The sequence below is a fragment of the Georgenia daeguensis genome (assembly GCF_039537705.1).
Classification (GTDB): Bacteria; Actinomycetota; Actinomycetes; order Actinomycetales; family Actinomycetaceae; genus Georgenia; species Georgenia daeguensis.
In genome coordinates this window covers 45,699-62,146 of the sequence record NZ_BAABBA010000025.1, presented here as the reverse complement: position 1 = coordinate 62,146, position 16,448 = coordinate 45,699, and the positions used below count along the sequence as shown (strand labels likewise).

At 72.7% G+C, this 16,448-nt stretch carries 12 protein-coding genes; 7 read left to right on the top strand and 5 right to left on the bottom strand.

Annotated elements, in window-relative coordinates; translation table 11 throughout:
* Positions 1-475: 475 nt before the first annotated feature.
* The 3 genes from ABD774_RS18490 to ABD774_RS18480 all read left to right on the top strand — a co-directional run bounded on the left by ABD774_RS18490 (position 476) and on the right by ABD774_RS18480 (position 5,223).
* Entirely contained in the window at positions 476-1,723 is a 1,248-nt protein-coding gene (locus ABD774_RS18490) for an IniB N-terminal domain-containing protein (protein WP_345044507.1), read from the top strand.
* A 114-nt stretch (positions 1,724-1,837) separates the two neighbouring features.
* Positions 1,838-3,664, top strand: coding sequence for a dynamin family protein (locus ABD774_RS18485; RefSeq protein ID WP_345044504.1), 1,827 nt, complete (start codon positions 1,838-1,840; stop codon positions 3,662-3,664).
* Positions 3,661-5,223, top strand: coding sequence for a dynamin family protein (locus ABD774_RS18480; protein ID WP_345044501.1), 1,563 nt, complete (start codon positions 3,661-3,663; stop codon positions 5,221-5,223). The genes ABD774_RS18485 and ABD774_RS18480 overlap by 4 nt, the downstream gene beginning before the upstream one ends.
* Here the strand turns inward: ABD774_RS18480 and ABD774_RS18475 are convergent.
* The 4 genes from ABD774_RS18475 to ABD774_RS18460 all read right to left on the bottom strand — a co-directional run bounded on the left by ABD774_RS18475 (position 5,158) and on the right by ABD774_RS18460 (position 9,469).
* Entirely contained in the window at positions 5,158-5,724 is a 567-nt protein-coding gene (locus tag ABD774_RS18475; RefSeq protein ID WP_345044499.1) for a hypothetical protein, read from the bottom strand. The two genes, ABD774_RS18480 and ABD774_RS18475, sit on opposite strands and share 66 nt — an antisense overlap.
* An 89-nt stretch (positions 5,725-5,813) precedes the next feature.
* Positions 5,814-7,529, bottom strand: a complete 1,716-nt coding sequence (locus ABD774_RS18470; protein ID WP_345044496.1) for a DUF885 domain-containing protein — start codon at positions 7,527-7,529, stop codon at positions 5,814-5,816.
* 33 nt (positions 7,530-7,562) lie between these two features.
* Complete coding sequence (locus ABD774_RS18465) at positions 7,563-7,907, bottom strand: acyl-CoA carboxylase subunit epsilon (RefSeq protein ID WP_345044493.1); 345 nt, start codon at positions 7,905-7,907, stop codon at positions 7,563-7,565.
* On the bottom strand, positions 7,904-9,469 hold the full coding sequence (locus ABD774_RS18460) for an acyl-CoA carboxylase subunit beta (RefSeq protein ID WP_345044512.1): 1,566 nt from the start codon (positions 9,467-9,469) through the stop codon (positions 7,904-7,906). Before ABD774_RS18460 ends, ABD774_RS18465 begins: the two co-directional genes overlap by 4 nt.
* A 277-nt stretch (positions 9,470-9,746) precedes the next feature.
* Here ABD774_RS18460 and ABD774_RS18455 point away from each other — a divergent pair, with 277 nt between their 5' ends.
* The 4 genes from ABD774_RS18455 to ABD774_RS18440 all read left to right on the top strand — a co-directional run bounded on the left by ABD774_RS18455 (position 9,747) and on the right by ABD774_RS18440 (position 13,874).
* Entirely contained in the window at positions 9,747-10,592 is an 846-nt protein-coding gene (locus ABD774_RS18455; RefSeq protein WP_345044491.1) for a biotin--[acetyl-CoA-carboxylase] ligase, read from the top strand.
* Between the two features lie 9 nt (positions 10,593-10,601).
* Entirely contained in the window at positions 10,602-11,729 is a 1,128-nt protein-coding gene (locus ABD774_RS18450) for an adenylate/guanylate cyclase domain-containing protein (RefSeq protein WP_345044488.1), read from the top strand.
* Positions 11,730-11,859: 130 nt separating this feature from the next.
* A complete protein-coding gene (locus ABD774_RS18445; RefSeq protein ID WP_248258441.1) occupies positions 11,860-12,546 on the top strand; it encodes a response regulator transcription factor in 687 nt (228 codons plus the stop codon).
* 5 nt (positions 12,547-12,551) lie between these two features.
* On the top strand, positions 12,552-13,874 hold the full coding sequence (locus ABD774_RS18440) for an ATP-binding protein (RefSeq protein ID WP_345044484.1): 1,323 nt from the start codon (positions 12,552-12,554) through the stop codon (positions 13,872-13,874).
* Between the two features lie 24 nt (positions 13,875-13,898).
* On the opposite strand, the gene ABD774_RS18435 is transcribed toward ABD774_RS18440, so the two are convergent.
* On the bottom strand, positions 13,899-16,220 hold the full coding sequence (locus ABD774_RS18435; RefSeq protein WP_345044482.1) for a carbohydrate-binding protein: 2,322 nt from the start codon (positions 16,218-16,220) through the stop codon (positions 13,899-13,901).
* Between the last annotated feature and the right edge of the window lie 228 nt (positions 16,221-16,448).

Sequence of the window (16,448 nt, the reverse complement as noted above, 5' to 3'; positions counted from 1 at the left end):
CCCCTCCGGGCACACCTACCGGCGCGAACCCAACGGCACCGTCACCCTCATCGCCGTCCACCACCCCCACCACGCCCAGCCCGAACCCCTCCACGACGAGAACGACGACCCACCACCCTTCTGATCGAGGGTCAGGACCCGGCGAAGAGCCACGCCGGACACCGTCCGAGCCGGAGGCCCGTCAACGCGATGCGACGAGGCCTCGGTGCGCGCGGCTGCGCCGCGGCTGAGCACCTCAGGAGTCATGGACGTATCCGCCTGGGAACGAACCAAAGCTGGGAACGACCCAACGCGGGCAGGCACCCCATCACTTCCCCCTCACCCCCAAGGCTCATGAGGAGGCGGACCCCCACCCTGTCCGCGCCCATTGGGGAGGGTGCCCCGATGTGGCCCCCCTCACGTTGTTCGTACGTTCAGGACAAGCCGGTCCGTGGCGGCCCGGCGCGCTCGCTTCGACGGAGAAACGGACACACACATGACGACAATTGCCAACAACCTCCTCGAGTTCCTGATGAACCTCCTGCGCGATCCCGAGGCCGCAGCGGCATTCCGGCACGACCCGGAGAAGGCCCTTGACCACGCGGGGCTTCGCGACGTGTGCACCGAAGACGTCGAGGCTGTGATGCCCGTGATCTTCGACTACGCGCCCGTACGGGTCGACTCGTCCTTCGACCGGGACTACAACACCGGCCGAAACGACTCCGAGGTTGGCGGGAACATCTCGCAGCCTCCGCCCTGGCGTCCTGAGCGGCCCGACCACGACGACGACCGTCCTCGCGACGACGACGATGACGACCGTCCTCGGAACGACGATGACGACCACGCACACGCCGTTCAGCAGCTCAGCTACGTCGTCAACAACTACTCGTACACATCAAAGATCGACGACCGCGACACCATCACCGACCAGTCGGTGAACCAGAACATCTGGGCTGACGGTGACGTGGTGCAGCTGTTCGACAACGACGCGGTCATCGCGTCCGGCGACCACGCCGTCGCGGCCGGCGACGACGCGGACGTGGACAACTCGCACGACGAGTCCACGAACACCTGGGTCGACGTGGAGGACGGCGACGCCACGGTGGCTGTCGGCGACGACAACTTCTCCGACGAGATCGAGAACTCCGGTAACTACGCCGACCGTGGCGGCTCCGTGGAGGACAACGACACCGACATCGACAACGACGGCCAGTACGCCGACCGGGGCGGCGAGAACTACGACGCCGACGTGGACGTCGACTTCGACAACAGCGGCCAGATCGCCGGTGGCGACGCGGTGCACGCCGAGGACGAGGGTCAGGCTGCCGGCGACGACCTCACCGACAACGACACGGACGTCGACGTCGACTTCGACAACAGCGGCCAGATCGCGGGCGGGGACGCCACCGACAGCCACGACGAGACCGACGTGGACGTCGACTTCGACAACAGCGGCCAGATCGCCGGTGGCGACGCCACCAGCACGGACGTTGACGTCGACTTCGAGAACGAGGGCCAGATCGCGGGTGGCGACGTCAACCAGAACGACACTGACATCGACGCGCAGCTCACCGACAACTCCGGCCAGATCAACGACTCGCTGAACGGCAACGACATCGGAAACACGGACACCGACGTCGACATCGAGGACTCCTTCACCGTCGAGGACTCCTTCACGCAGGACAACGACGTCGTCGACGTCGACGACTCCCTCAACGAGAACGAGACCGAGGTGGAGCTCTGAGACTGACCCTCAATCGGAAATAGACCCCCAGTGGGCCCAGCGGCTCCACGTCCCCCCGTCCGCCGCTGGGCCTTCTGTGGTGTCATTGGACAAGCCGACGGCGAGGGAGCCGACGTGGACCTGGTGAAGCTGGTGGAGCAGGGCATCGCCCTGACAGGTGAAGACCGTCCGGACCTCGGTCGGCGTCTCGAGCAGACGCGCCGGCGGCTGCTCGACCCGAGCGTGCGCGTCATGGTCGTCGGGGAGTTCAAGCAGGGCAAGAGCCAGCTGGTCAACGCCCTGGTCAACGCGCCGGTGTGCCCCGTCGACGACGACGTCGCCACCTCCGTCCCCACGATCGTGCGGCACGGCGAGAAGCCGGCCGCGTTCGTCGTCGGTCCGCCGCCCGGCCGGTCCCCGGAGGGCGACGACGACGCACCCCCCGTCCGTGAGCCCGTCCCGCTGGCCGAGCTCGCGGGCTACGTCTCCGAGCGCGGCAACCCCGGTAACGAGCGCCGGCTGCTGGCCGCCGAGGTGTTCCTGCCGCGGATGATCCTCTCCGGCGGGCTGGCGATCGTGGACTCGCCGGGCGTCGGCGGGCTCGAGTCCCCCCACTCGCTGACGACGCTCACCGCCCTGCCCGGCGCCGACGTCGTCCTCCTGGTCTCCGACGCGTCCCAGGAGCACACCGAGCCGGAGATGCGATTCCTGCGCCAGGCGATGCGCATGTGCCCCAACGTCGGGTGCGTCATCACGAAGACCGACATCTACCCGGACTGGCGACGCATCGTCGAGCTGGACCGCCGGCACCTCGACGCGGTCGCCCCCAACATCCCGATCTTCCCCGTCTCCTCGGTGCTGCGCCTGCACGCCGCCAAGGAGCAGGACCGGGAGCTCAACGAGGAGTCCGGCTTCCCGGCCCTGGTGCGCTACCTGCGCCAGGACATCCTCGGCCAGGCCGAGCGGCTCGCGCGGCGCTCGGTCGCGCACGACCTGCGCTCGACGGCGGACAACCTGCGCATGTCCATCGGCGCGGAGCTGCAGGCGCTGCAGAACCCCGGCGCCACACCACAGCTGATCGTCGATCTCGAGGACGCCAAGACGAAGGCCGACGAGCAGCGACGACGCTCGGCCCGCTGGCAGATCACCCTGGCCGACGGCATGACCGACCTCATCTCCGACATGGAGCACGACCTGCGCGACCGCATGCGGGCCGTGATGCGGGAGGCCGAGGAGGCCATCGACCGTGGGGATCCTGGGCCGGTCTGGGAGCAGTTCTCGGACTGGTTCGAGCAGCGGACCGCCTCCGCCGTCTCCGACACCTTCGTCTGGACGGACGAACGCTCCCAGTGGCTCGCGCGGCAGGTGGCCGACCACTTCTCTCTCGAGGAGCTGCGCCTGCCGGACCTGCGGGTCGCTGACACCGAGGACGTCCTCGACCGCGTCGAACCGGTGCCGTTCCTCGACCCTGGCTACATGGGCATGAGCCAGAAGGTCCTCGTCGGGATGCGCGGCTCCTACGGCGGCATCCTGATGTTCGGCCTCCTGACGGGCCTGCTCGGCATGTCCCTGGTCAACCCTCTCTCAGTCGGCGCGGGGCTCCTCATCGGGACCAAGGCGTACCGGGACGACAGGGAGACCCGGCTCAAGCGCCGTCAGGCCGAGGCGAAGGCCCTCGTGCGTCGCGCCACCGACGACGTGATCTTCCAGGTCGGCAAGCAGCTCAAGGACCGGCTGCGGCTGGTGCAGCGCGCGATCCGCGACCACTTCACGGACCTCGCGGAGGAGCACCACCGCACCCTGGCCGACTCCGTCCAGGCGGCGCAGAAGGCGGCCACCACCTACGCCACGGAACGGGAGGGGCGGATCAAGGAGCTGCGCGCCGAACTGGCCCGCGTGGAGAAGTTCCGCAGCGAGGCCGACCGGGTCGACAAGGAACCGGCACCGGCAGGGCGCCGATGACCGGCCGGCTCGTGGCGGAGGTGCGCGAGCTTCTCGCCGCCGCCGCCGAGCTCTACGACGACGAATCCGCCGTGACGCTCAGGGCCTACGAGCGGCGGCTCGACGAGCCCCTGCGCGTGGCCGTCGCCGGCATGGTCAAGGCGGGCAAGTCGACGCTCCTCAACGCGATCCTCGGCGAGGAGATCGCGCCCACCGACGCGGGTGAGTGCACGACGGTGGTGACCTGGTACCGGTACGGGGCCACGCCGCGCGTCACCCTCTTCCCCGTCGACGGCGCACCCAGGCCCCTGCCCGTGCGCCGCGACGACGGCCGCCTGCTCCTTTCGCTCGACGGGACGGCACCGGACCGGGTCCGGCGGATCGAGGTTGAGTGGCCCGTGCCGAGCCTGCGGCGCCTCACCCTCGTCGACACGCCCGGCATTGCCTCTCTCTCCGGGGACGTCTCGGCCCGCACCACGGACTTCCTCACCCCGGAGGACGCCCCGGCACAGGCCGACGCGGTGGTCTACCTCATGCGGCACATGCACGCCTCGGACCTGAACTTCCTCCAGTCGTTCCGGGACACCGAGGCCAGCCGGTCGGGCACCGTGAACGCCATCGCGGTCCTCTCCCGCGCGGACGAGGTCGGGGCGGGCCGGATCGACGCGATGATCTCCGCCGGCGTGGTGGCGGCGCGCTACCGGGAGGACCCGACGCTGCGTCCCCTCGCCCTGGGGGTGGTGCCGGTGGCCGGCCTTGTCGCCCAGAGCGCGCGCACCCTGCGCCAGGAGGAGTTCGCAGCCCTTTCCGCGTTCGCCGAGCTGGACCGCCCGGCCCGCGAGCGCATGCTCATCTCGGCCGACCGCTTCGCCTCCCCGTCGGCGCCGGTGGACATTTCTCCGGAGCGGCGTCGCGCGCTGCTGCAGCGGTTCGGCATCTTCGGCATCCGGCTTGGCGTGGCCCTCGTGCGCGGTGGCACCACCGACCCCACCGGGCTCGCCCACGCGATGGTGCGCCGCAGCGGGCTCGACGCCCTGCTCGGCCTGCTCGACGCGCAGTTCCAGACCCGCGCCGAGCATCTCAAGGCCCGTTCGGCGCTCGTGGCGGTCGAGCAGCTCCTGCGCGAGCGCCCCCGCCCGGGCGCCGAGGACGTGCGAGCGGCGCTGGAGCGCGTCCGGGCCGGTGCGCACGAGCTGCGCGAGCTCGGGCTGCTCGCTCAGGCCCGCTCCACCGGGCTGCCCCTGCACGACCGGGCCGCCGCCGCCGAGGCCGAGGTGCTGGTGGGCGGGCGCGGCGCGGGCCCGCGCGAGCGGCTCGGACTCCCGCCGGACGCCACGGACGAGGAGGTTCGCCGGGAGACGGCGGAACGGTTGCGTCAGTGGCGGGCGCGCGCCGAGAGCCCGGTGACCGACCGTGCGGCGGCCGAGGTGTGCCGGGTCGTGGTGCGCAGCTGCGAGGGCATCCTCGCGGAGGTACCGCCGGCGCCAGACCCAGCGCCGACGCCGGACCTTGCGTCAGCGCTCGCGGAGCCAGCGGCCGACGCTGGGCGCGAGGCTCACCAGGTACGCGAGGGCGGCTAGCGCCACCCACGCCACCAGCACCACGCGGTCGCGCAGCCCGTCGCCGCCCGGGACGGTCAGGTACGCCTCCGCCACCAGCGCCACGAGCGCGTGCGCGAGCAGCATCACCGCCAGGCCGGCGCGCGCCCCGCCCCGCCGCGCCGCCATCCGGCGCACCAGCAGGCTCTCGACCACGACGACGAGCACGATCGCCGCCATCGTGGCGACGAGCACCACGTCGGAGGCCGTGTCCACCGTGCTGGCCGCACGGTCGGGGGCGAGCTCGCGCACCTGCTCGGCGATGACCTCAAGATGCTCCTCACGGCCGAGGAAGGCGAACACGACGGCCGTCAGGCCCGTGAGGAAGCTCAGCAGCCAGAGCGTCCGGGAGCGGTTCAGCGCGGGCGGCGGCGCCGGGGCCTGCCGCGCCACCGGCGCGGGCGTGCGGTCCGACATCGCAGGGCGCGGCGGGGGCGCCGCCGAGTCTGGCGTCCGTGCGGAGGGGCCGGTGGGCGTCGCCATGCGGCCACGCTAGCCGCGCACCGCGCCGGGAGGCGGGGTTTGCGCCGGCCGAGCGGGGCGGGACGGCGCGGTCCCGCCGGCCCCGTCCGTCAGTGCGTGAGCGCCTGCCGGAGCACGTCCAGCCCCACCGATCCGACGTCGAGGGCCCGGCGGTGGAACGCCTTGAGGTCGAACTCCTCGCCGCGGGCGGCCGCCGCTCCGCGGGCGGCGTCCCGGGTCTCCTCCCACAGGCGCTGGCCGATCTTGTAGCTCGGCGCCTGACCGGGCCAGCCGAGGTAGCGGTCGAGCTCGAACGCCAGGAACTCCTCGGCCATGTTGGCGTTGCCCTTGAGGAACTCCCACGCCTTCGCGGCGTCCCAGGTGCCCCCGCCCCACTCCTGCGGAGCGGGCTTGCCGAGGTGCACGCCGATGTCGAGCACCACGCGGGCCGCCCGCAGCCGCTGGCCGTCGAGCATGCCCATCCGGTCGCCCGGGTCGTCGAGGAAGCCCAGGTCCGCCATGAGCCGCTCGGCGTACAGCGCCCAGCCCTCGCCGTGCCCGCTGACCCAGGACGCCATGCGGCGCCAGAGGTTGAGCAGCTCGGCACGGTAGACCGTCTGCCCGATCTGCAGGTGGTGACCCGGCACGCCCTCGTGGTAGACCGTCGTCCGCTCCCGCCAGGTCGCGAACTCCGTGACGCCGTCGGGCACCGACCACCACATCCGGCCCGGCCGGGAGAAGTCCGCGCTCGGACCGGTGTAGTAGATGCCGCCGGTGTGGGTCGGGGCGATCAGGCACTCCAGGCGTCGGACCGGCTCCGGGATGTCGAACTGCGTGCCGGCGAGGGCGGCCACCGCCTCGTCCGACGTGATCTGCATCCACTCGCGCAGCGCCTCGGTGCCGTGAAGCATGCGCGCCGGGTCCTTGTCCAGGCGCGCCATGGCGTCCGTGATGTCCGTGCCGGGACCGTAGAGCCGGTCGGCCACCTCCTGCTGCTCGGCGACGATCCGGGCCAGCTCGGCCCGGCCCCACTCGTAGGTCTCGTCGAGGTCGACGACGGCGCCCAGGAAGTAGCGCGACCACAGCGCGTAGCGCTCGCGGCCCACGGCGTCCTCACGGGGCGCGTCGGGCGCGATCTCCTCGCCGAGCATGCGGGCGAGGTCGGCGTACGCCTGGCGGGCGTCGGCGGCCCCTGCCTCGAGCGCGGCGGTGAGCGCCCGGCTGGGGGTCTCGCCGCCGGGCCGGGCGGAGGCGACGAAGGTTGTGAAGAAGGAGGAGTCGGCGTCGGCCAGGTCGTCGGCCTGCTTGAGGCAGGCATCGACCTGCCGCAGCGCCGCCACGTTCCCCGCGGCGCGGGCGGCGCGCAACGACTCCTGATAGCCCTCGAGCGCGTCCGGCACGGCCGCCAGGCGGGCGGCGATCGTCTCCCAGTCCTCCGCCGTCGCCGTCGGCATGAGGTCGAAGACCTCGCGGACGGCCTGCACCGGGGAGGCGATGACGTTGAGGTCCCGCTCGAGCTCGCCGGCCTCGGCCAGCTCGACCTGCAGGCCGAGGCGCTCGCGCATCGCGGCGTGCGTGACGCCGTCGACCTCGTCCGCCGGCGCGAGGACGTCGAGCTCGGCCAGGGTCGCGCGGTCGAGCATCGTGCGCTCCGCGATCCCGGCGGGGGAGAGGTCGGGCATGGCGTGGTCGTGGCCCGGCAGCCCGAGGGTGGTCGCGGTCAGCGGGTCGAGGGCGGCGAGCCGGTGGACGTACGCGTCGGCGATCGCGTCGGTCGGGGTCGCGGGGCGGGCGGCGGGGGCGCCGTCGGACGTGGTCTGGGTCACGGGTGGGAGCCTAGCCCGGCCCACCACCGCGGCTCAGCGGTGCAGCGACCAGCGCCAGGAGCCCGCGCCGGGGGCGGGCGGGACCCCGATCGCCCGTGCCCGGTCGGTCCAGCGGGTGCGTACCCGCTCCGCGGCGTCGTCCGGCAGGCCGCCGAGCTCGTCGACCCGGCCCCGGGCCGCGACGATCCCGGCCACGAGCGCGGCGAGCTCCAGCTCGTCGGGCCGGCCGTGGACCACACGCACGGCCGGCACCGCCGGAGCCTCGTGCGCCGCCGACAGCGCCCCGCCCAGCGCCGCGGCGACGACGTCGTCGGTCCCGCCGCCGGACCACTCCGCGGGGGAGGCGGCGGAGGCCAGGGAGTCGTCGGTCGTGGTCACAGCGGGATGTTCCCGTGCTTCTTCGCCGGCAGCGACGCGCGCTTGGTCCGCAGGGCGCGCAGCGCCCGCACCACCTGGACGCGCGTCTCGGCCGGGGCGATGACGGCGTCGACGAACCCGCGCTCGGCGGCCTCCCACGGGTTCACCAGCGCCTCCTCGTACTCGGAGACGAGCCGGGCCCGCTCGGCCTCGACGTCGCCGCCGGACTCCGCGACCTTCTTCAGCGCCCCGCGCTGGAGGATGTTCACCGCCCCGCCGGAGCCCATCACCGCGATCTGCGCCGTCGGCCAGGCGAGGTTGACGTCGGCGCCGAGCTTCTTGGAGCCCATGACGATGTAGGCGCCGCCGTAGGCCTTGCGGGTGATGAGGGTGACCAGGGGGACGGTGGCCTCGGCGTACGCGTAGATGAGCTTCGCGCCGCGGCGGATGATGCCGTTCCACTCCTGGTCGGTGCCCGGCAGGAAGCCCGGCACGTCCACGAAGGTCAGCACGGGGAGGTTGAACGCGTCGCAGGTGCGCACGAACCGGGCCGCCTTCTCCGAGGCGTTGATGTCCAGCGTCCCGGCCATCTGCAGCGGCTGGTTCGCCACGATGCCCACCGGTCGCCCCTCGACGTGCCCGAACGCGGTGATCATGTTCGCGGCGAACCCGGGCTGGACCTCGAGCAGCTCGCCGTCGTCGACGACGTGCTCGATGACGGTGCGCATGTCGTAGGGCTGGTTGTCCGAGTCCGGCACGAGCGTGTCCAGCTCGCGGTCGGCGTCGGAGACCTCGAGCGCGGCGGTCGCCTCGGCCTCGGAGGTCGGCCAGGACGGCGGGTCGGAGAGGTTGTTCGACGGCAGGTAGGACAGCAGGGCGCGGACGTAGTCGATCGCGTCGTCCTCGTCGGCCGCCTGGTAGTGCGCGACGCCGGAACGCTGGTTGTGGGTGGCCGCGCCGCCGAGCTCCTCGAAGCCGACCTCCTCGCCGGTGACCGCCTTGATGACGTCGGGGCCGGTGATGAACATGTTCGAGGTGCCCTCGGCCATGACGATGAAGTCCGTCAGCGCCGGGGAGTAGACCGCCCCGCCGGCGCTGGGGCCGAGGATCAGGGAGATCTGCGGGATCACGCCCGACGCCGCGACGTTGCGGCGGAAGATCTCCGCGAACTGCGTCAGCGCCGCGACACCCTCCTGGATCCGCGCCCCGCCGCCGTCGGAGATCCCGATGAGCGGCACCCCGGTGCGCAGCGCCAGGTCCATCACCTTGGTGATCTTCTGGCCGTGCATCTCGCCGAGCGAACCGCCGAACACCGTGAAGTCCTGGGAGTACACGCACACCTGGCGGCCGTCCACGGTGCCGAAACCGGTGACGACGCCGTCGCCCGGGATGCGCTTCTTCTCCAGCCCGAAGTTGGTGGAGTGGTGGGTGGCGAAGGCGTCGAGCTCGGTGAACGACCCCGGGTCGAGCAGCGCCTCGAGGCGCTCGCGGGCGGACTTCTTGCCGCGCCTGCCCTGCTTCTCGACGGCGACGGCCGCCGGGGCGGTGATGCCGCGCTCGGTCCGGGCGGCCAGGTCCGCCAGCTTCTCGGCCGTCGTCGACGTCGGGGCCGGGGTGGGGGACGTTGCCGTGGAGGGCTGGTCGGCTGCCGCCCCGCGGGCGGTGGTCGCTTCGGTCACGCTCGACAGCGTAGTTGTCACTTTCCCACGGCCCGTGCACGGAGAGTGGTGATTCCAGGCATGCCCGGTTGTGCAGGTCCCACAAGAGCCGACGGCCAGTGAGGGATGCGGCCGAGCGTCAGGAGCACTTCGGCGGTGCGTGTCTTGCCTCACCGGCGGCCCGGGGTGGTTCCCTTGTCCCGTGACTGACGACTCCCCGTTCGCCCGCGTGGTCCGTGTGCCGCGCACCGGCTCGACCAACGAAGACCTGCGCGCCGCGGCCGCCGTCGACCTCGGCTCCTGGCCGCACCTGTCGGTGCTGGTGGCGGACCACCAGGACGCCGGGCGGGGCCGGGCCGGGCGCACCTGGGTGACCCCGCCGGGCACCGCCCTGACCGCCTCGGTCCTCCTTCGCACGGAGGTTCCCCGCGAGCGCCTCGGCTGGGTGCCGCTGCTGGCCGGCCTGGCGGTGCAGCGGGCGTGCGAGCGGCTGCTCACCGGGGCCGGCGCCGGGGCCGGGGCTGCGAGCGGCGTCCGGACGGGCGTGAAGTGGCCGAACGACGTCCTCGCCCTGGGGGTCGGCACGGCCGACGTCGAGCGCTGGGGCCGCGACCGCAAGCTCGCCGGGATCCTCGCGGAGGTTATGCCCGGGGGCGGGCGCGCGAGCGCCGTCGTGGTGGGGATCGGCCTCAACGTGGCCCAGACGGAGCTGCCGGTGCCATGGGCGACGTCCCTGCGCCTGCTCGGCGCCGACGTCGACCCCGCCGCGGCGCTCGAGGCGGTCGGGGCAGAGCTCGCCCCGTTGCTGGACGCCTGGGAGGCGGCCGGCGGGGACGCCGACGCCTCGGGACTGCACGCTCGGGTCCGCGAGACCTGCGTGACCCTCGGGCGCCGGGTGCGCGCCGAGCAGGCCGGCGGCGGGGGCCCGGCGGGCCGGGCGGTCGACCTCGACGCCGACGGCCGGCTCCTGATCGACACCGGTGACGCGGTCGAGGCGGTGGCGGCGGGGGACGTCTGGCACGTCCGGACGGAGCCGACGGCGGACTAGGCTCGGAGGGTGAGCGAGGACACGCGCGGTGTCGCCCCCGGTGCCGAGGGGGTCGACCAGCTCCCGGACGGCGACCTCGTCCCGGACGTGCCGCGCCGGGACGACATCGGCGAGGCGTCCGGCGGCGACCTGTACTCGTCGAGCGTGCGCGCCTCGGTGGAGCAGATCCTGGGCGGGTCGGAGCGTTACACCATCGTCGAGCTCGCCCAGCTGGCCGGGGTGAGCGTCGACTTCGCCCGCACGTTCTGGAAGGCGATGGGCTTCCCGAACGTCACCGACGACGCCGTGCTCTTCGGTGACAGCGACGTCAACGCGCTGCGCGTCATGGGCCAGCTCATCACCGACGGCCGCATCGACACCAGCACGGCGATCTCCCTGCTGCGTGCGCAGTCCCACACCACCGACCGCCTCGTCCTGTGGCAGACGGAGGCGCTCGCCGAGGGCGCCACCCGCAGCATGAGCCTCGACGACGTCTCGGCCCGGCTCGTGGTGCTGGACCGGCTGCCCGGCATCGTCGACGTGCTGCAGTCCCAGCTCAACTACTCGTGGCGGCGCCAGCTCGCCGCGCTCATGGTGCGCACGGAGGCGGAGGTGGCGGACAGCCGCCGCCCGGACCTCGACCCGTTCCGCATGCCGCTGCAGCGCGCCGTGGGCTTCATCGACATGGTGGCCTACACGCGGCGTTCCACCGAGCTCGGGTCCCGGGCGCTCGCGGACCTCGTGCAGACCTTCGAGTACACCTCCCGCGACGTCATCACCACGCACGGCGCCCGTGTGGTCAAGACCATCGGCGACGCGATCCTCTACGTCGCCGACGACCTGCCCACCGGGGCCGAGGTCACGGTCGACCTCCTGGGCGCCCTGCAGGCGAGGGAGAACATGCTGCCGGTGCGCGCCTCGATCGTGTGGGGCGGGGTGATCTCCCGCAACGGCGACGTCTTCGGCCCCACGGTCAACCTCGCCTCCCGCCTGGTCGACGTGGCCCCGGCGGGCACGATCCTCCTGGACCGCTCGACCGCGGACACCTTCGCCACCCTCCCGGCGGCGGCGCGGTACACGATGGTCCCGCGCGCGGTGGCCGAGCTGCAGGGGCTCGGCGAGGTCACCCCGATCGAGCTGCGCCGCCGCCCCGGCTGACGGCCGCCGGGACCGAGGTCCCGGGCAGCCCACCCACGGCGGGTGCCGCGCAGCCCCTCCGACGTGCGCCGTCGTCCCAGGGGTGGGGGTTACTTGACCTGTTCTTGGGAATCTGGCCTACGATGACGGCGTGACCAACGTGCTGCTCGTCGAGGACGACCCTGCCATCGCCGAACCCCTGGCCCGCGCCCTCGGGCGCGAGGGCTACGAGGTCCGGCCCCACGGGACCGGACAGGCCGCCATCGACGACCTCGCCAACGGCGTGGACCTGGTCGTCCTGGACCTCGGGCTGCCGGACATGGACGGGCTCGACGTGGCCCGCCACATCCGCAACAAGGGTCTGACCCTGCCGATCCTCGTGCTGACCGCGCGGGCCGACGAGGTGGACCTGGTCGTCGGGCTCGACGCGGGGGCGGACGACTACGTCACCAAGCCCTTCCGGCTGGCGGAGCTGCTCGCCCGCGTGCGGGCGCTGCTGCGCCGCGCCGGCGGTGACGTGACCGAGGAGGACGAGCTGGTCGCCCAGGACGTCCGCGTCGACGTCGCCGCGCACCGCGCCTTCCGCGGCAGCCGCGAGATGCACCTGACGGCGAAGGAGTTCGAGCTCCTGCGCGTCCTCGTGCGCGACGCCGGCTCCGTCGTCGGGCGCGAGACCCTCATGCGCGAGGTCTGGGGGACGGACCCGACCGGCTCCACCAAGACCCTCGACATGCACGTGTCGTGGCTGCGCCGCAAGCTCGGCGACGACGCGAACGACCCGCGGTACATCACCACGGTGCGGGGCATGGGCTTCCGCTTCGAGACCACCGGGAACTAGCTGCCGTGCGCCGTCGCGCCATCCAGATGATCGTGGTCGCGGTGACGGTCGCCGTGCTCATCCTGGGTGTGCCGATGGCGGTCTTCGGCGGCATCTTCGTCTGGGAGGCGGAGCGGGCCACGCTCGACCTGCGCGTGTCCTCGCTCGGGCGCTCGGTCGAGCGGCGCATCAACGTCGGCGAGGAGCTCGACGACGGGATGCTCGAGCCGTGGGTGGGCGGCAACGTCCAGCACGAGGCGTCCATCCTGGTGCGGAGCCCGGAGGGCGGGGAGTTCCGCGCCGGCCCCGCGCTGGAGGGGAAGGTGCTGCGATCCCTGCAGATCACCCCGTCCGGCGCCACGATCCGCATGGACATCGACGCCTCGGACGTGCAGTGGCAGGTGGCGAGGGTCGTGGTGCTGATCGTCGCGGGCGCCGTGGCGGCCCTGGCCGTGGGGGTGGTCGTCGCCCGGCGGCAGGCGCGCAAGCTCTCCGCGCCGCTCATCTACCTCGCCGCCTCCGCGGAGCAGATCGGCTCCGGGCAGGTGCGCCCGCGCATGAAGCCCTCCGGCATCGAGGAGATCGACCTCGTGGCCGCGGAGCTCGCCCGCACCTCGGACCGGATGGCCGGCCGCCTCGCCGCCGAGCGCCAGTTCGCCGCCGACGCCTCCCACCAGCTGCGCACGCCGTTGACGGCGCTGTCGATGCGGCTGGAGGAGATCCTCGCCGTGTCGGACCAGGAGGAGGTGCGCGAGGAGGCCCGCGTGTCCCTCGAGCAGCTGGAGCGGCTGACCGGCGTGGTGGAGGACCTGCTGAAGAGCTCCCGGTCCTCCTCGGGCGGCACCACCGAGGCGGTGCACCTCGACGAGGTGTTCGCGCAGCAGGAGGAGGAGTGGGCCGCCAGCTTCACTCGGGCCGGCCGCCGGCTCGTGCTCGACGACGCCGCCGGGGTGGCCGTCCTCGCCTCGCCCGGCTCGCTCGCGCAGGTGCTGGCCACCTTGATCGAGAACTCGCTGAAGTACGGCGACGGGACCACGACGGTACGCACCCGCGCGTCCGGCAAGGGCACCGGCGTGTTCATCGACGTCGCCGACGAGGGCCCCGGCGTCAGCGACGAGCTGGCGCCGGACATCTTCACCAAGCACGTCTCCGGCGGCTCCGGCACCGGGCTCGGGCTGGCGCTCGCCAAGAGCCTCGTGACGGCCGACGGCGGACGCCTCGAGCTCAGCCAACGGCGCCCGCCGGTGTTCACCGTCTTCCTCAACGCCCTGCCGGCCACCCTCGACCCGGACGTGGTCCTGCCGCAGGGGGCGCTCGTCACCGTGGGCCGGCGCCGTCGGCGCCGCTGAGCACCGGCGGCGTGGGCCGGCGCGCTACGGCTGTCGGCGGAGGCCGAGGGTGTCGTCCCCGTCGGCGTCCCAGTCGCCCACGTAGACCTCGTCGGTCGCCCGGCCGTAGGTGACCACGCGGTCCGCGGTGCCGCCGGAGATGGAGTTCTTGATGTAGTAGGTGCTGCCGCGTCGCACGCCGAGGGTGTCGTCCCCGTCGCCGTCCCAGTCTCCCGTCAGCACGACGTCCGTCGCCCGGCCGTAGGTGACCACGCGGTCCGCGGTGCCGCCGGAGATGGAGTTCTTCAGGTAGTACGTGTTCCCGCGCCGGACCCCGAGGGTGTCCTCGCCGTCGCCGTCCCAGTCGCCGACCAGGACGGTGTCCGTGGCGCGTCCGTAGTTGACCACCTTGTCGGCCGGGCCGGACGCGAGGTCGTTCCTGATGTGGTAGGCGTTGCCGCGACGCACCGCCAGGGTGTCGACCCCGTCGCCGTCCCAGTCGCCCACCAGCACGGTGTCGGTGGCCGTGCCGTAGATGACGACCTCGTCGGCCGAGCCGCCGCCGAGCGTGTTGTTCACGTAGTAGCCGGCGCCGCGGCGCACCGTGATCGTGTCCTGGCCGTCGTCGTCCCAGTCGCCGATGAGGACCTGGTCGCTGAACCGTCCGTAGACGAAATGGTGGTCCGCCGTGCTCGTCCAGCCGTTGGTGAGGAAGAAGCCGTAGTCGGCCGGCGCGGGCGGCGGCGGCTCCTGGGGGTCGGCCGGGTCGGTGGGCGGGTCCGTCGGCTCGGTCGGCGGCGGCTCCTGGGGTGCCGGCGCGGAGCTGGAGACGAGGGCGGTGTGGACCTCGTTCCCCGCGTCGGCGGCGAGGACCATGAGATCGCCGGTCCACCGGTCCTTGGTGCTCGTGGGGTTGTTGAAGCTGCCGGAGAAGACAGTCTCCGCCGAGCCGAAGCTGATGCTGCTCGTCGAGCTCTCCCGCACCCGGATGTCGTCGAAGTTGATCGCGTTCGTGTAGACCACGTGCAGGGTCTTGTCCGCCTCGTTCAGCTGGACGACGCCGCGGGTGCCGTTGCCCGAGACCTCGTAGAAGCGGTCCCAGGCGCCGCCGGGGCGGCGGACGAGGAGGCCGAGGTCGGGGTGGGCGGAGTCGTCGTAGGACGTCTTGACCACCGCGTAGAGAGTGCCGTCGGAGGCGGCGGCGAGGTTGATGTGGTCATCGGCGAAGCCGGCACCGTTGCTGGCCGCGTAGGCGGAGCCCGGGTACTCAGGGGCAGCCCACGAGTCGGGCGCCGAGCTGTTCGGGTGGAAGCGGAAGCCGAAGTGATCCCTCTTCTGGTCCGACCACATGACGCCGACCCCGCCGGACATCGCGGTGACGACGGCGATGTCGTCGTCGTCGATGCCCGTCTCGAGGGTGACCGGCCCGGAGAAGGTGCTGTACGGGGCCTGGCTGTACTGGACGCGGACGGCGGAGCTGGTGTCGTAGGCCAGCCACATGCGGCCCGTGGAGTCGATGTCGATCGTGGCGGTCTCGCTGCCGGCCATGTCCAGCGGCGTCGCCGAGGTCCGTCGGCCCCAAGGCTGGTAGGTGCGGTTCGCGGAGTCGTACTGGAGGGAGACGAGCTTGCTGGACCCGCCGTGGAGCAGCACATGCACGATGCCTTCGTAGACCTTGACGTCGGCTCGCAGGGTCGTGTCACCGCTCAGGCGGTAGACGTTGGTCCAGCTCCCGCCGTCGTGGCGCCAGACCCAGGTGCCGTCGGCGTTGGGCAGCACGGCCCACCACGTGCCGGCGTACTTCCACGTCTTCGACTGCGGCTTCTCGCCGGTGTTGACGGTGGAGGAGATGGTCGCGCTGCCCTCGACGATGCGCGCCGCGGTGAGCTGCTCGGCCGTCGTGGCGCTCGCCGTGAGGCCTGACGACTCCGGCTCGACGGCGGGCGCGACCGCCTCCGCGCCGCCGGCGTGCCAGGTCAGGCTGACCAGGCCCGGCTCGTCGGAGGCGGCCACCACCTCGACGGCGTGGACGTCCCCGGCCTCGGCGTCGAAGGTCACCAGGGACGTGCTGACGTCGCCGTCGTCGTCGTTGGTGACCAGCGGGGCGCCGCCGGCGCCGTCGGCGTGCACCGTCAGGACGGTGTCCATCTCGCTGCCGTGCGTGTAGAAGCGGTAGGTGCCGGTCGCCGGCGCCGTCCAGGTCCACCACAGGGACGCGTCGCCCCCGTCGGTGCGGTCCGACAGCACGGTGACCGTGCCCTCTGCCCCGGTGATCTCCGGCGCGGCCGCAGGCAGGTCGCCGGCGGTCGCGGCCGCGGCGCCGGCGGCCGGCGACATCGCCAGTGCGACTGCCCCGGCCAGCAACACGCTTGACCACCGCGCTCGCGGAACCTCAGCTGCTCTCGACATGGCTTGCTCCCGCTCCGGCTGCTCGACGCCGAGGGGCTGCGAGCTCGCTCGAGAAATGAAGGGTTCAGGTCCGTAGTGCTGCCGAGTATCACAACGGCTCCGTCCCACCGGACTTTTTAGGAGGGTGATTTCCGGGCGACCCCGGCGGTTCACCCCCGCGGAAACAGGGGAGGGGCCCGCACCCGT

Bases quoted from the DNA above. Each gene is read 5' to 3' on its own strand.
- ABD774_RS18490 (WP_345044507.1), top strand. From the start codon at position 476: ATGACGACAATTGCCAACAACCTCCTCGAGTTCCTGATGAACCTCCTG.
- ABD774_RS18480 (WP_345044501.1), top strand. From the start codon at position 3,661: ATGACCGGCCGGCTCGTGGCGGAGGTGCGCGAGCTTCTCGCCGCCGCC.
- ABD774_RS18475 (WP_345044499.1), bottom strand. From the start codon at position 5,724: ATGGCGACGCCCACCGGCCCCTCCGCACGGACGCCAGACTCGGCGGCG.